We start from the raw sequence: 14,284 nt of genomic DNA on the forward strand, positions 1-14,284 counted from the left end.
GCTACCCTCCCCGGCGCCATGAGCAGCACCGCACCCAGCCTGACGCTCCGCCCCGCCGCCGAGGCGGACCTCCCCGCCATCGCCGCCATCTACGCCCATCACGTGGCGCATGGCCGCGCCTCCTTCGAGACGGCGCCGCCCGATCTCGACGAGATGCGCCGCCGCCACGCGGCCATCCTGCAGGCCGGCATGCCCTATCTGGTGGCCGAGGTGGCGGGCGAGGTGCTGGGCTATGCCTATGCCGGCGCCTACCGGCCGCGCGCCGCCTATGGCAACACGGTCGAGAACTCGATCTATGTGCGGGCGGATGCGGTCGGGCGCGGCCTCGGCCGCCAGCTTCTGGCCGCGCTGATCAGCGCCTGCGAGGCTCTGGGCTTCCGCCAGATGATCGCTGTCATCGGCGACAGCAACAACATGGCTTCCATCCGGCTGCATGAGGCGGCAGGCTTCACCCCGGTCGGCACGCTGCGCTCGGTCGGGCGCAAGCATGGCGAATGGCTGGATGTGGTGCTGCTGCAGCGTGCCCTGGGCGAGGGCGACAGCACGCCCCCGGCCCGCGAACCCGCCTGAGGCGGAAGCAGCAAGGGAGGTCCGCATGCATCGCAGCCTGGCCGGTGGCGAGCGCCATGTCTTCGCCGATCTGGCGACGCTGCTGGCCCGCGCCTCGCCCCGCCGCTCGGGCGACGAGCTGGCCGGGCTGGCGGCGGAGAGCGATGCGCAGCGCATCGCCGCCCGCATGGCGCTGGCCGAGCTGCCGCTCACCGCCTTCCTCGACGATGCGCTGATCCCCTATGCGCGGGATGAGGTGACGCGGCTGATCCTGGACAGCCATGACCAGGCCGCCTTCGCCCCGCTGCGCGGCAAGAATGTGGGCGATTTCCGCGACTGGCTGCTGGACCACGCGACCGATGCCGCGGCGCTCGCCGCGGTGGCGCCGGGGGTGACGCCGGAAATGGCCGCCGCCGTCTCCAAGCTGATGCGCAACCAGGATCTGGTGGCGGTCTCGGCAAAATGCCGCGTCGTCACCGGCTTCCGCACCACCATCGGCCTGCCCGGGCGGCTGGCCACCCGCCTGCAGCCCAACCACCCGAGCGACGACCCGCAGGGCATCGCCGCCGCCACTTTCGACGGGCTGCTGCTGGGCAGCGGCGATGCGGTGATCGGCATCAACCCCGCCACCGACAATCTGCCCAATTGCATCGCGCTGACCGAGATGCTGGAGGCGCTGCGCCTGCGCCACGCCATCCCGATGCAGAGCTGCGTGCTGACCCATGTCACCAACAGCATCGCCATGATCGAGCGCGGCGCGCCGGTGGACCTGGTGTTCCAGTCCATCGCCGGGACCGAGGCCGCCAATGCCGGCTTCGGCGTGACGCTCTCCCTGTTGCGGGAGGCGCAGGCGGCGGCGCAATCGCTGCAGCGCGGCACGGTGGGCGACAACGTCATGTATTTCGAGACCGGCCAGGGCGCCGCCCTCTCGGCGGACGCCCATCACGGCATCGACCAGCAGACGGTCGAGGCCCGCGCCTATGGCGTGGCCCGCGCCTTCCGCCCGCTGCTGGTGAACACGGTGGTGGGCTTCATCGGCCCCGAATACCTCTACGACGGCAAGCAGATCCTGCGCGCGGGCCTCGAGGACCATTTCTGCGGCAAGCTGCTCGGCCTGCCGATGGGGGTGGATGTCTGCTACACCAACCATGCCGAGGCCGACCAGGACGACATGGACACGCTGATGACGCTGCTCGGCGTCGCCGGGGTGAATTTCCTGATCGCGGTGCCCGGCGCGGATGACGTGATGCTGAACTACCAGAGCCTGTCCTTCCACGACGTGCTGGCGCTGCGCGGCATGCTGGGGCTGGGCCTGGCGCCGGAATTCGAGGCCTGGCTGGATGCGATGGAGCTGCGCGATGCGGCGGGGCGCATCCGGCAGGTGGCGCCGAAAGCGGCGCAGATATTGTTAGGGTAAGAGTTCTTTTTTGAAAAAAAAGAACCAAAAAACTTCTGTCAGTTGGCGTCCCGCATAGGGCCTGAGGCGGGACGCCAAACGGAAAGAAAGTCTTTTTGCTTCTTTTTCTTCAGAAAAAGAAGATCCTAGGATCCCGCCGCCACATCCATCCTGTTCTCCAGGATCAGCACGAAGGGCGGCTTGTCCGGCGGCGGCGGCAGGGCGCGCCCCTGCGCATCGGCGGGGAAGCGCCGCAGCACCGCGGCGTCGCGCACATTGCCGCCGATCGCCTGCACCAGCCCGCCTCCGGCCGCGACTACGATGTCGCAATGCATCGGCCGGAACTGGCCGCTTTCCGACAGCCGCTCCTGCCAGTGCAGCATCGGACGGCTGGCGCGGTCGGCGCAGATCAGATCGCCCGGGCGCGGCGCGTATTCCGCCGGGTCATGCGGCAGGAAGGCGGCGCGGGCCGGGTCGCCCTGCGCCTGCCACAGCAGCGCGTCGATGTAGAAGGCGTGCGAGGCGGAGGGCGGGAAGACATAGGACGGCACCCCGGCCTGCCCCATGACATAGGAGATGAAGGCCGCCGACCAGGCCGGCCAGGCCCAGAGCGAGATCGAGGGCAGCGCCGGCGGCGGCTCCCCCGGCAGGGCGCTCTCGGCCAGCCCGGCCATCAGCGCGTCATGCGTCTGGGTGTGGCGGCGGATCACCGGCTCGCCCTCGCCGGGCACCGAGGCCCAATAGGTCATGATGCGGTCGAACAGCCGGGGGTCGGGCTCCCGCGGCAGGGTCTCGGGCCAGCCATCCAGGGTGATCTGCCCCCAGGCGCGCCATTCGGCCATGGCGGCCTCGGCCAGGCGGGCGCGCCAGGCGGGCAGCGGGCGCAGGCTGTCGGCGGTGGGGGGTGGCGGCGGCGCGCCGGCGCAGCCCGCCACCAGCAGCAATCCCGCCAATGCGCCGGCCAGACCCAGCCGGGCCCGCCCCTTGCCCTTCCCCCCGCGATGCGCCATGCGCCGACCCCTCCGCTGCTGCTGCGGCGGTGCAACGCAGCAGGGCGGCGGGCGTCACCGCGGCCGGCGAAATTTGCCGGCGGCGGTCGCGGCGGTCAGACCGCCAGGCGCTTCAGCGTGGCGCCCTGGGCCGGGCCGGAGGCCGGCGGCGCCTCGGGGCGCGCGGCGGCCGGCGGATCCTCGGGCAGCTTCGGGTCGCGGAGCAGCGCCACCGGCGGCGTGTTGTCCTCGGCCAGCGCGGGCTGGCTGCGGCGGCGCATCCAGTGGCGGACGATCTTGTAGAGCAGTACGGAGACGACCAGCACGCCGATGCCGGCCAGCGCGTGCATGGTGTTCTCCTCGCCCAGCCAGGCGACGGCGAACCAGCCGGCGGCGACGAAGGAGGAGGCCCAGAGCCCGGCCGCGATGAAGTTCAGGAAGGCGAAGCGCGAGCGCTTCATGCCGGCGATGCCGCAGGCGGCCGAGGCCACGTTGCGCACGCCATAGACGAAGCGGAAGGTCAGCACGAACAGCGTGCCGTAGCGCTGCAGGAAGCCCATGGCGGTGGCCAGCCGCTTCTCGGCGCCGGGAATGCGGCGCAGCGCCTTCACCCCGTAGCGCTGCCCCAGCGTGAACCAGAGCTGGTCGCCCAGGAAGGAGCCGATCCAGACCGACACCATCAGCAGCCAGGGATCGATCAGCCCGGTGGCCTGCCCGGCGGCGGCTGCCAGGATGACAAAGGTCTCGCCTTCAAAGAACGCCCAGGCCGCCGCGGCCAGGTAAGCCAGCATACCCCAATCCGACCAGAACTCGGCCACCCTGTTTCCTCCCGGCTGAGCCATGGGACGATGCGGGAAAACCCGCCCGCCTGGAAATCACGTTTTCACAGCTTCGTGACTATTTTCGAGAAAGTTGGGAGACAGGCCGCCAGGACAGCGTTGGCCTTGCCATTGCTTGCCCTGTTCTGCGCCCGGCCCGGCCGGCAAAGCCCAGGCCCGCCCGGAAACCCGCACGCGGCGGCGTGTGATGGCGGTCATGCCGCGGCTGTAGCCGCCCTGGCCGGGGCGGGTCAAACCGCCCCGGACACCAGGCCGCTCAGGCGGCGTCGCGATGCTGCGGGGCGGGCAGCGGCAGCTCCAGCTCGCATTCCAGCCCCTCCGGCCGCCAGTCGCGCCGCACCGCGCCGCCGAGCTGGCGGCCGATCGTCGCCTCCAGCATGCGGGAGCCGAAGCCGGCCCGGCGCGGCGCGCCGGAGAGCGGCGGGCCGCCGCGCTCGGTCCAGCGCAGCCGCAGCCGGGCGGGCTCCTCGCTGACCGACCAGGCGACGCGCACCGTGCCGCCCTCGCGCGACAGGGCGCCATGCTTGGTGGCATTGGTCGCCAGCTCGTGCAGCACCATGGAGACGCCCTGCGCCAGGGCCGGCGGCAGCGTCACCGGCGGCCCCTCCAGCAGCACGCGCGGCGCGCCGGGCTCGGCGCCTTCGGCCGGCGCCAGGAAGGCCGCCAGCTCGCCCTCCAGCAGGTCGCGCAGCTCGGCGCCGGTCCAGTAGCCCTGGGCCAGCAGGGTGTGGGCGCGGGCCAGCGCCATGACGCGCCCCTCCACCGCGGCGGTATAGGCGGCGGCATCCTCCTTCGGGGTCAGCCGCAGCGCCGCCTGCACCAGGGCCAGCACGTTCTTGGCGCGGTGGTCGACCTCGCGCGCCAGCAACAGGCGCTGCTCCTCGGCATGCTTGCGGGCGGTGATGTCCATATGCGCGGCGTAGGACAGGTCGCGGCCGGACAGCCGCACCCCCTGCACCCGCACCATCACATCGCGCAGCGCACCGTCGCGCAGCCGGTGGCGCGCCTCGAATTCCTGCACATCCGGCCCGATGCGGTGGCGCCGGCCACGGGCGCGGATGGCGTCCGCCTGCTCCAGCGCGTCGATATCGCCGATGCGCAAGGACCGGAACTCCTCGGCGCTGTAGCCATAGTCGCGGCAGGCGCGCTCATTGACGTCGAGGATGGCATGCGTCGCCGGGTCGAACAGGAAGACGGCGAAGGGCGCGGCGTCGAACAGGGCGCGGTAGCGCGCCTCGGCCTCGCGCAGCGCCTCGCCGCTCTGCTGCCGCTCGGTGATGTCGGTGGCCACGCCGATCAGCCGCGCCGGCCGCCCGCCCTCCCCGGCCACGCGCTGGCCGGTCAGGAACAGCCAGCGCAGCGCGCCATCGCCGAAGCGGCGCAGCCGCACGCGCAGCACCGGCTGCGGCGGCGGGCGGCGCAGCGCCGCCAGCACCATCATGCGGTCGGCCGGCAGCACGCGGCGCAGCAGCGCGCGCAGCCCGGGCGGCGGCCCGCCGGGGGGCAGGCCCAGCAGGCGGAATTGCTGGTCCGACCAGATGGTGCGGTCGGCCGGCGGCCGCGCCGGCCGGCCATGGGCGCCGAGCGCCAGCTCCCAGACGCCGATGCCCGCCGCCTCCTGCGCCAGGCGCAGCCGCTCCTCGCTGGCGGCCAGCGCCGCGGTGCGCTCGGCGACGCGCCGCTCCAGCCCGGCATTGGCCTCGACCAGCCGGCGCTGGCCGCGCCCGACCAGCAGCGCCAGGCCGAGCAGCGCCAGCATCGCCGGCCCGCCCAGCAGCAGCAGCCGCCCGACCGAGCCGCGCCAGCGCGCCACCACCTGCTCACGCGGGCGGGCGGCGAAGGCATAGGCGTCCCAGCCCGGCACCGGCTGCAGCACGGCCAGCCCCTCGGCATCGCGGAACAGGCGCGGCGGCGGCGCGGCCGGGGTGGCGCGGCGCAGCGCCTCGCGCACCGCCTGGGGCGGCAATTCGGCGGGCAGCGCGCCGCCTTCCACCGCCTCCGCCCCGGTGGCCACCAGCACGCCGCCATCGGCCAGCAGCAGCGCCAGGCTGTCGGCCGGGCTCTTCAGCAGCCGGCGCAGCCGCCCCGCCGTCTCCTGCGTGCGGGCCGAGATGTTGATGACGCCCTGATAGGCGCCGGGCGCCACGTCATTGCCGCCGCCCCTCGCGCCGCAGGGTGATGGCGAAATAGTCGGCGGCGTCGATGCGGCCGCGATAGGGGCCGCTGACCGCGGCGGAGGGCGCGTCGGGCGCGCGCAGCATCCGGTTGAAGGCGCGGTCGGCGAAGCTCTGCCCGGTCGGCACCGAGGGCACGGTGGCGCTGACCATCGGATAGCCGCGCGCGTCGAAGACGAAGATGTTCAGCACCGCCTCGCCGCCCGCCTCGGCCACCAGCGTGCTGAGCTGGGCGCTGAGCAGCGCCTGCTCGGCGCGGATGGTGCCGTCCGACAGGCCGCGCAGCATGTCGTTGGCGCGCTGGGCGCGCAGCTTGTGCCCTTCCAGCAGGCGCAGCGCGTATTCGGCGGCGGCCTCGGCCGAGCGGCTCACCTCGGTCGCCGCCTCGCGCCAGCTCTGCTGCCAGGCCTGCCAGGCCAGCAGGCCGAGGATCGAGGCCGGCAGCAGGATGACGCCGGCGACCAGCAGCCGCACCGGCCGCCCCGCCGGCACCGGGCGCCCCGCGCGCCGCCACGGGGCCTGCCATCGGACCCGCTTCTGCGCCGCCTGGCCTGGCCGCCCCCTCATCGCATGTCACCTCAGGAAGGCCGGCTGCGGCACCACGGCCGCAAAGGACGGGCCTGCCATCGCATCAGCCGGACGCAACGACCAGAGCCTCACGGAAGTTTCATCCCCTGTCCAGCATCGGTGCGACGCAAAAAAACCATGTGGGTTTCGCCGCCCCGCTGCGTATCAGGGGGCACGAGACCGGATGATGACCCTGCCCCGCGCCCTCTCCCCCTTCGCCCTGCTGCGGCCCGGCGCCGCCCTGCGGCCCGAGCGCCCGGCGGGCGCCACGGCGCCGCAGGCCCTGCTGCCGGCCCTGGCGCGTGACCGGGCGGCGGCGAGCGACGAGGCGCTGATCGCCTGGGCCGCCGCCGGCGACCGGCTGGCCTTCGGCGCGCTGGCGGCGCGGCATCTGCCGCGGCTGCACGGGCTGGCGCAGCGCATCACCGGCAGCGCCGCCGAGGCCGAGGATGTGGCGCAGGAGGCGCTGCTGCGCGCCTGGCAGAACGCCGCGCGCTTCGACCCGGAGCGGGCACGCTTCGCCACCTGGCTGCACCGCATCGCCAGCAACCTGGCGATCGACCATTGCCGCCGCCGCGGCGGCGCCGCGCCACTGCCGCTGGCCGAGCACTGGCCCGACCCCGCCGCCGGCCCCGAGGCCGCGCTGGCCGAGCGGCAGCGCCGCGCCTTGCTGGAACAGGCCCTGTCCGAGCTGCCGCCGCGCCAGCGCGCCGCCCTGGCGCTCGCCCATGACCAGGGGCTGTCGGGGGCCGAGGCGGCGGCGGTGCTGGAGACCTCGGAGCGCGCGGTGGAGGGGCTGCTGCACCGCGCCCGCCGCTTCCTGGCCGACCGCCTGCGCGGGGATGGCGCATGAGCGCGCCGCCGATGACCGAGGCCGGATTCGCCGCGCTGCTGGCCCGCCATGGCGCCCTGCCCGCCGCCTGGCCGGCGCCGCAGCGCGCGGCGGCGCTGGCGCTGCTCGACCGCTCCGAGGCGGCGCGCGCCCTGCTGGCCGGGGCGGTGCTGCGCGACACCCAGCCCAGCCCGGATGCCGCCGCGCTGGCCCGCATGCAGGCCCGGCTGGAGGCCAGCATCGCCCGGCGGCCCGCCCCGGCCGCCCGCTCCTTCCGGCCGGCCGGGCTGCGCCGCGCCTGGCCGCGCCCGGCGCTGGCGGCCCGGCTGCGTCCCTGGCTGCCGGCCGGCTGCGGCGCGGCGGCGGCGCTGGTCGCCTGTGCCCTGTGGCTGCCGCTGGCCCTGCCGCTGCTGCAGCCCGCCCCGGCCGCGACGGCGCAGCCCGAGCTGCTGGCGCCCCGCATGGTCCTGGCCCTCGCCTTCGACGCCGAATGACCCCTCCCTCCTCCCAGAGCTGGCTGAAGGCCGGGCTCGGCGCCGCGCTGGCGCTCAACCTGGTGCTGGCGGCGCTGCTGCTGGCGCCGGTGCTCGGCCTGGGCGAGCCACCGCCGCCGCCGCGCCCCGACCTGGCCGGCTTCCAGGCCAGGCTGGCCGCCGCCCTGCCGGAGGCCGAGCGCGCCCCCTTCCTGGCCCGCCTGGAAGCCAGCCGGGGCCAGGCGCTGGCCGCGCTCGACCGGCACCGGGCCTTGCGCGAACGCACCGAGACGCTGCTGGCGGAAGAGCCCTTCGACCCCGCCGCGCTGCGCGCCACCATGCTGGAGGCGCGCGGCCAGTGGCAGGAATTCAGCATCACCCTGGAGGACAGCCTGATCGACGCCGTCACCACCCTCTCGCCCGAGGGTCGCCATCGCCTGGCCGAGGAGATGCGCCGGCGGCGCGAGGAACGCCGCGGCCGCTCCTCATGATCGGCGCTCCGCCTCGACACGCCTCCCCCCGGCCCGCCCTGCCGGCCCTGCTGCTGCTGGCGCCGCTGCTGCTGGCCGCCTGCGCCGGCGGCTCCACCCCGCCCGCCGCCGGCATCCCGCTCGCGGGCAGCTTCCGCCACGCCGCCGCGGCCGAGCCGGTGCGCTGGCCGGAGCCCGATTGGTGGCGCGGCTTCAACGCGCCGGAGCTGGACCGGCTGATGGCGCTGGCCATGGCGGGCAATCTCGACCTGGCCCAGGCCGAGGCGCGCATCCGCCAGGCCGATGCCTCGCTGCGCATCGCCGGCGCCGCGCTGCTGCCCAGCATCGATGCCGATGTCAGCGCCTCCCGCCAGCGCAGCAGCGGCGGCGGCCGCGCCGTCACCCGCAACAGCTATGGCGCCACCCTCTCGGCCAGCTATGAGGTCGATCTCTGGGGCGGCAACGCCGCCAGCCGGCGCTCGGCCGAGCAGAGCCTGCGCGCCGCGCGCTACAATGCCGGGGCGATCGGCATCAGCACCACCGCCTCGCTCGCCAACACCTATTTCGCGCTGCTGGCCGACCGCGAGCGGCTGCGGGTGCAGAGCGAGAATGTCGACGCCGCGCGCCGCGTGCTGGCGGTGATCCGCAGCCAGGTGCAGGCGGGGACGGCGACCGGCCTCGACCTCGCCCAGCAGGAGACGGTGGTGGCGCAGCAGGAGGCGCAGCTGCCCTCGCTGCGCCAGGCGATCGACCAGGGGGTGAACGCCATCGCCCTGCTGATCGGCCAGCCGCCGGAGCAGGTGCTGGTGGCGGGCAGCGGGCTGGAGGGGCTGCGCGTGCCCCCCGCCGCCCCCGGCCAGCCGGCCGAGCTGCTGGCCCGCCGCCCGGACGTGCTGCAGGCCGAGGCGAATCTCGCCGCCGCCCAGGCCAATATCGACGTGGCGCGCGCCGCGCTGCTGCCCAGCCTGACGCTCTCCGCCCAGGGCGGCGTCTCCGGCGCCGTGCTGGGCACGCTGCTGCGGCCGGAGCAGCAGGTCTGGTCGCTGGCCGCAGGCCTGGCGCAGAGCGTCTTCGATGGCGGCGCCAGGCGCGGCCAGGTGGAACTCTCCCAGGCCCAGGCGGAGGAGCTGCTCGGCGCCTATCGCTACGCCATCCTGGACGCGCTGCGCGATGTCGAGGATGCGCTGGTGGCGCTGCGCGAGACCACGGCGCAGGAGGAGGCCTATGCCGAGGCGGCCAGCCGCGCCGCCCGCGCCGCGCAGATCGCCGAGGCGCAGCTGCGGCTCGGCACCATCAACCTGATCACCCTGCTGAACACGCAGCAGACGCTGTTCTCGGCGCGCAACGCGCTGGTGGAGGCGCGGCTGTCCCGGCTGCAGGCCGCCACCGGCCTGTTCCGCGCGCTCGGCGGCGGCTGGCGCTGAGACCGGACCACCGATACCCCCATGGCCCGCACCCGCACGCTCCTCCTCCTCCTCGGCATCGCCGCGATCGGCGCCGGGGGCTATTACTACTGGCACAGCCGGCAGGCGGCGCCGGCCGAGCCGGCCAGCGCGGCGCGCGGCGCCGGCGGGCGCGGCATGGGCGCCGGCATGGCGGTGCCCGTCACCCTGGCCGCCGCCAGCCGCAAGGATCTGGTGCTGACGCTGGACGCGCTGGGCACGGTGCAGGCGCTGAACAGCGTCACCCTGCGCTCCAAGGTGTCCGGCCAGCTGCTCGAGGTGCTGTTCCAGGAAGGCCAGGATGTCGAGCAGGGCCAGGTGCTGGCCCGCATCGACGACCGCACCTATGCCGCCTCGCTGGCCCAGGCCCAGGCCCAGCGCGCCTACAACCAGGCGCAGCTGGCCAATGCGCGGCTGGACCTGCAGCGCTATGAGGGGCTGCTGCGCGCCAATGGCGTGACCCGCCAGCAGGTGGACACGCAGCGCGCCCAGGTCGCCATGTACGAGGCGCAGCTGGCGCAGGACCAGGCGGCGATCGACAATGCCCGCGCCCAGCTGGACGACACGGTGATCCGCGCCCCCTTCGCCGGGCGCGTCGGGCTGCGCCAGGTGGATCCGGGCAATCTCGTCTCCAGCAGCGACACCAATGGCATCGTCAGCCTGGCGCAGTTCACCCCCATCGCGGTGAACTTCACCCTGCCGCAGCAGGAGCTGCCGCGGCTGCTGCGCGCCATGGAGGCCGGCCCGGTGCCGGTCGAGACCCTGCCCTCGGCCCGCGGCGAGAGCGCCGAGCGCGGCACGCTGCTGACCGTCGGCAACACGGTGGACGCGGCGACCGGCACCATCCAGGTCAAGGCCAGCTTCCCCAATGCCCAGCGCCGGCTGTGGCCGGGCGCCTTCGTCAGCCTGCGCCTGCCGGTGGAGACGGTGCCGCAGGCGGTCGTCATCCCGCTGGTGGCGGTGCAGCAGGGGCCGGCCGGGCCCTTCGTCTTCGTCGCCAAGGAGGACCAGACCATCGAGCAGCGCAGCCTGCGCCTCGGCCCCACCACCCGCAACGAGGCGGCGGTGACCGAGGGGCTGCAGCCGGGCGAGCGCGTCGTCACCTCCGGCGCGCAGCGGCTGAACAATGGCAGCCGCATCCAGGAAGTGACGCGCCCCGCCGCCGGCGCCGCCAATGCCGGCGCGCCGGGCGGGCCGGAGGCCGGGGCGGCGCGCAGCCGGGCCGGCGGCGGTGGCGGCAATGCTGCGCCCGGCGGCGCTTCCGGCAGCGGGCCGGATGGCGGCGCGGGCGGCGGCCGTGGCGCCGGCACCCCGCCGGCCAGCACCGCGCCGGGCAGCGGCGCCGGCGGCGGCCCGGCCCAGGGCGGCGGCGCGCCGGCCAGCGGCGGCAGCGGCGGGGCGCGGCCGTGAACCTCTCCGCCCCCTTCATCGCCCGCCCCGTCGCCACCACGCTGCTGGCGGTGGCGGTGCTGCTGTGGGGCGCCTTCGGCTATCTGCGGCTGCCGGTCTCCGCCCTGCCGGAGGTGGATTTCCCGACCATCGAGGTCTCCACCCAGCTGCCCGGTGCCTCGCCGGAGACGGTGGCGCTGCTGGTCACCGCCTCGCTGGAGCGGCAATTCGCGCAGATCTCGGGCCTGGCCAGCATGAGCTCGGTCAGCGGCCCCGGCACCTCCCGCGTCACGCTGCAGTTCAACCTGGACAAGAGCCTGGACGCGGCGGCGCAGGATGTGCAGGCGGCGCTCGACGCGGCGCGCGGCACCCTGCCCTCCACCCTGCCCTACCCGCCGGTCTATTCGAAGGTGAACCCGGCCGACCCGCCGATCATCACCTTCGCCCTCACCTCCGACAACCTGCCGATCACCCGGCTCAGCGATGTCGCCGACACGCTGCTGGCGCAGCGCCTGGCGCAGGCGGGCGGCGTCGGCCGCGTCACCGTGCAGGGCAATATGCGCCCGGCGGTGCGGCTGCGCCTCGATGCCGGGCGGCTCGCCGCCTATGGCATCGGGCTGGAGACGGTGCGCACGGCGATCGCCAACGCCAACCAGAATTCGCCGAAAGGCTCGCTGGACGGGCCGCTGCAGGCCTCCAGCATCGAGGCGAACGACCAGATCACCGCCCCCGCCGCCTTCGCCGACATCGTGCTGGCCTGGCGCAATGGCGCGCCGGTCAGGCTGCGCGATGTGGGCGAGGCGGTGGACGGGCTGGAGAACACCCGCAACGGCGCCTGGTTCAATGGCCGCCCCGCCGTGCTGCTGGATGTGCAGCGTCAGCCCGGCGCCAACATCGTGCAGACGGTGGAGCAGATCCGCGGCCTGCTGCCGCAGCTGGAGGGCGCGCTGCCGCCGGGCGCGCGGCTGACCGTGGTCAGCGACCGCACCGAGACGATCCGCGCCAGCGTGCATGAGGTGCAGTTCACCCTGGTGCTCAGCATCGCGCTGGTGGTCGCGGTGATCTACCTGTTCCTCGGCAGCGGGCGCGCCACGCTGGTGCCGGCGGTGTCGCTGCCGCTCTCCATCATCGGCACTTTCGGCGTGATGTCGGCGATGGGCTATTCGCTCGACAACCTGTCGCTGATGGCGCTGGTGGTGGCGACCGGCTTCGTCGTGGACGACGCCATCGTCATGATCGAGAACATCGTCCGGCTGATGGAGCAGGGCAAGAAGCCGCTCGCCGCCGCCTATGAGGGCGCGCAGCAGATCGCCTTCACCATCGTCTCGCTCAGCCTGTCGCTGATCGCCGTCTTCATCCCGCTGCTGTTCATGGAGGGCGTGGTCGGCCGGCTGTTCCGCGAATTCGCCGAGACGCTGACGGCGGCCGTGCTGGTCTCGCTCGTCGTCTCGCTGACGCTGACGCCGATGATGTGCGCCCTGCTGCTGCGCCCGCATGGCGAGCACCGCCCGAACGCGCTGATCCGCTGGACCGAGGGTGGCTTCGAGCGGATGCGCCAGGGCTATGGCCGCGCCCTGACCGTGGCGCTGCGGCACGAGACCATCACCCTGCTGGTCGCCACCGCCTCGGTGGCGCTGACCGCCTGGCTCTACATCGTCATGCCCAAGGGCTTCCTGCCGGTGCAGGATACCGGGCTGATCCGCATCAGCGCCGAAGGGCCGCAGGACGCCTCCTTCGCCCGGGTCTCGGCGCTGCTGCAGCAGGCGGCGGAGACGATCCGCCAGGATCCGGCGGTGGATTCGGTCAGCACCGTGGCAGGCGCCGGCACGGTGAACGCGACGCAGAATGCCGGGCGGCTGACCGTGACGCTGAAGCCGCGCGAGACGCGAGAGGATGTGCAGGCGGTCATCGCGCGCCTGCAGCCGCGGCTCGACGCCATCGCCGGCCTGGCCACCTGGCCGCAGGCGGTGCAGGACATCCAGATCAGCGCGCGCGTCGCCACGACGCAGTACCAGTACACGCTGTTCGACACCGATGCCGCGACGCTCGCCGGCTTCGCGCCGCGCATGCTGGCCGCGATGCAGCGCATCCCGGGCCTCACCGACATCGCCACCGACCAGCGCGAGGACGGGCTGCAGCTGCAGGTGCAGGTGGATCGCGACAAGGCGGCGCGGCTCGGCGTCACCATGCAGGCGGTGGACAACGCGCTGTACAACGCCTTCGGCCAGCGGCAGATCTCCACCATCTACAGCCAGACCAACCAGTATCGCGTGGTGCTGGAGCTGGACGGGGTCACGGCGCCCGACCCCGCCATGCTGGCCAATCTGCGCGTCACGGCCAGCGGCACCACCACCAGCGGCAATGGCACGGCGGGCGACAGCACGACGACCACCACGACCAATGCCGAGATCCCGCTGGGCGCCATCGCCAGCATCAGCCGCGGCCGCGCGCCGCTGCTGGTGACGCGGGAGAACCAGTTCCCCGCCGTCACCTTCAGCTTCAACCTGGCCCCCGGCATGGCGCTGGGCGATGCGGTGACCGCCATCCGCAACGCCGAGGCGGAGCTCGGCATGCCGGAGACCACGGCCGGCCGCTTCGCCGGCGACGCGGCGGAGTTCAACCGCTCGCTGGAAGGCCAGGTCTGGCTGATCCTGGCCGCGGTGGTGGTGATCTACATCGTGCTCGGCGTGCTCTATGAGAGCCTGTTCCACCCGATCACCATCCTCTCCACCCTGCCCTCGGCCGGCATCGGCGCGCTGCTGGCGCTGGAGCTGTGGGGGCTGGACCTGTCGGTGGTCGGGCTGATCGGCATCATCCTGCTGATGGGCATCGTCAAGAAGAACGCCATCATGATGATCGACTTCGCCCTCGAGGCGCAGCGCGACCGCGGCATGGCGCCCTATGAGGCGATCTTCGAGGCCTCGATGCTGCGCTTCCGCCCGATCATGATGACCACCGCCGCCGCGCTGCTCGGCGCCCTGCCGCTGGTGCTGCAGCAGGGCACGGGGTCGGAGCTGCGCCTGCCGCTCGGCGTCTCCATCGTCGGCGGGCTGCTGCTCAGCCAGCTGGTGACGCTGTTCACCACCCCGGCCATCTACCTGGCGCTGGAGCGGGTGCGGCTGGCCATCCTGCGCCGCTGGCGGCCGGTGGAGGCGGCGGAGTAG

The 14,284-nt window shown here is 74.0% G+C and carries 12 protein-coding genes; 8 read left to right on the forward strand and 4 right to left on the reverse strand.

Annotation, left to right across the window (positions count from 1 at the left end):
* The first annotated feature begins 18 nt into the window (after window positions 1-18).
* Window positions 19-570 carry a GNAT family N-acetyltransferase gene (locus tag QE401_RS10980; protein ID WP_307138239.1) on the forward strand — a complete coding sequence of 184 codons (552 nt, stop codon included), beginning with the start codon at window positions 19-21 and terminating at the stop codon, window positions 568-570.
* A gap of 25 nt (window positions 571-595) precedes the next feature.
* Complete coding sequence (locus QE401_RS10985; protein ID WP_307138240.1) at window positions 596-1,966, forward strand: ethanolamine ammonia-lyase subunit EutB; 1,371 nt, start codon at window positions 596-598, stop codon at window positions 1,964-1,966.
* Between the two features lie 125 nt (window positions 1,967-2,091).
* Here QE401_RS10985 and QE401_RS10990 read toward each other — a convergent pair whose 3' ends face one another.
* The 4 genes from QE401_RS10990 to QE401_RS11005 form a co-directional block, all read right to left on the reverse strand.
* A complete protein-coding gene (locus QE401_RS10990) occupies window positions 2,092-2,955 on the reverse strand; it encodes a DUF2272 domain-containing protein (RefSeq protein WP_307138241.1) in 864 nt (287 codons plus the stop codon).
* 95 nt (window positions 2,956-3,050) lie between these two features.
* The gene (locus QE401_RS10995; RefSeq protein ID WP_307138242.1) at window positions 3,051-3,725 is read right to left on the reverse strand and encodes a DedA family protein; all 675 of its coding nucleotides are present in this window, start codon (window positions 3,723-3,725) and stop codon (window positions 3,051-3,053) included.
* A 304-nt stretch (window positions 3,726-4,029) separates the two neighbouring features.
* Window positions 4,030-5,919, reverse strand: coding sequence for a PAS domain S-box protein (locus QE401_RS11000; RefSeq protein WP_307138243.1), 1,890 nt, complete (start codon window positions 5,917-5,919; stop codon window positions 4,030-4,032).
* A gap of 1 nt (window position 5,920) precedes the next feature.
* Window positions 5,921-6,421: a PDC sensor domain-containing protein gene (locus QE401_RS11005; RefSeq protein ID WP_307138244.1), complete on the reverse strand. Its 501-nt coding sequence runs from the start codon at window positions 6,419-6,421 to the stop codon at window positions 5,921-5,923.
* A 280-nt stretch (window positions 6,422-6,701) separates the two neighbouring features.
* On the opposite strand from QE401_RS11005, the gene QE401_RS11010 reads away from it, so the two are divergent.
* From QE401_RS11010 to QE401_RS11035, 6 genes are read left to right on the forward strand one after another with little or no spacing between them, the layout of a single operon-like run.
* Entirely contained in the window at window positions 6,702-7,367 is a 666-nt protein-coding gene (locus tag QE401_RS11010) for a sigma-70 family RNA polymerase sigma factor (protein WP_307138245.1), read from the forward strand.
* Window positions 7,364-7,840, forward strand: coding sequence for a flagellar biosynthesis protein FlhF (locus tag QE401_RS11015; RefSeq protein WP_307138246.1), 477 nt, complete (start codon window positions 7,364-7,366; stop codon window positions 7,838-7,840). Before QE401_RS11010 ends, QE401_RS11015 begins: the two co-directional genes overlap by 4 nt.
* Window positions 7,837-8,310, forward strand: a complete 474-nt coding sequence (locus tag QE401_RS11020; RefSeq protein WP_307138247.1) for a periplasmic heavy metal sensor — start codon at window positions 7,837-7,839, stop codon at window positions 8,308-8,310. Before QE401_RS11015 ends, QE401_RS11020 begins: the two co-directional genes overlap by 4 nt.
* Window positions 8,307-9,713: an efflux transporter outer membrane subunit gene (locus QE401_RS11025; protein ID WP_307138248.1), complete on the forward strand. Its 1,407-nt coding sequence runs from the start codon at window positions 8,307-8,309 to the stop codon at window positions 9,711-9,713. Before QE401_RS11020 ends, QE401_RS11025 begins: the two co-directional genes overlap by 4 nt.
* 21 nt (window positions 9,714-9,734) lie before the next feature.
* Complete coding sequence (locus QE401_RS11030) at window positions 9,735-11,141, forward strand: efflux RND transporter periplasmic adaptor subunit (RefSeq protein ID WP_307138249.1); 1,407 nt, start codon at window positions 9,735-9,737, stop codon at window positions 11,139-11,141.
* Window positions 11,138-14,284 (forward strand): efflux RND transporter permease subunit, encoded by a 3,147-nt coding sequence (locus QE401_RS11035; RefSeq protein ID WP_307138250.1) that lies wholly within the window; start codon window positions 11,138-11,140, stop codon window positions 14,282-14,284. Before QE401_RS11030 ends, QE401_RS11035 begins: the two co-directional genes overlap by 4 nt.

The sequence above is a fragment of the Pseudoroseomonas cervicalis genome (assembly GCF_030818485.1).
Taxonomy (GTDB): Bacteria; Pseudomonadota; Alphaproteobacteria; order Acetobacterales; family Acetobacteraceae; genus Pseudoroseomonas; species Pseudoroseomonas cervicalis_A.

Bases quoted from the DNA above. Each gene is read 5' to 3' on its own strand.
- QE401_RS11015 (WP_307138246.1), top strand. From the start codon at position 7,364: ATGAGCGCGCCGCCGATGACCGAGGCCGGATTCGCCGCGCTGCTGGCC.
- QE401_RS10985 (WP_307138240.1), top strand. From the start codon at position 596: ATGCATCGCAGCCTGGCCGGTGGCGAGCGCCATGTCTTCGCCGATCTG.
- QE401_RS10990 (WP_307138241.1), bottom strand. From the start codon at position 2,955: ATGGCGCATCGCGGGGGGAAGGGCAAGGGGCGGGCCCGGCTGGGTCTG.
- QE401_RS11030 (WP_307138249.1), top strand. From the start codon at position 9,735: ATGGCCCGCACCCGCACGCTCCTCCTCCTCCTCGGCATCGCCGCGATC.
- QE401_RS10980 (WP_307138239.1), top strand. From the start codon at position 19: ATGAGCAGCACCGCACCCAGCCTGACGCTCCGCCCCGCCGCCGAGGCG.
- QE401_RS11025 (WP_307138248.1), top strand. From the start codon at position 8,307: ATGATCGGCGCTCCGCCTCGACACGCCTCCCCCCGGCCCGCCCTGCCG.
- QE401_RS10995 (WP_307138242.1), bottom strand. From the start codon at position 3,725: ATGCTGGCTTACCTGGCCGCGGCGGCCTGGGCGTTCTTTGAAGGCGAG.
- QE401_RS11020 (WP_307138247.1), top strand. From the start codon at position 7,837: ATGACCCCTCCCTCCTCCCAGAGCTGGCTGAAGGCCGGGCTCGGCGCC.
- QE401_RS11010 (WP_307138245.1), top strand. From the start codon at position 6,702: ATGACCCTGCCCCGCGCCCTCTCCCCCTTCGCCCTGCTGCGGCCCGGC.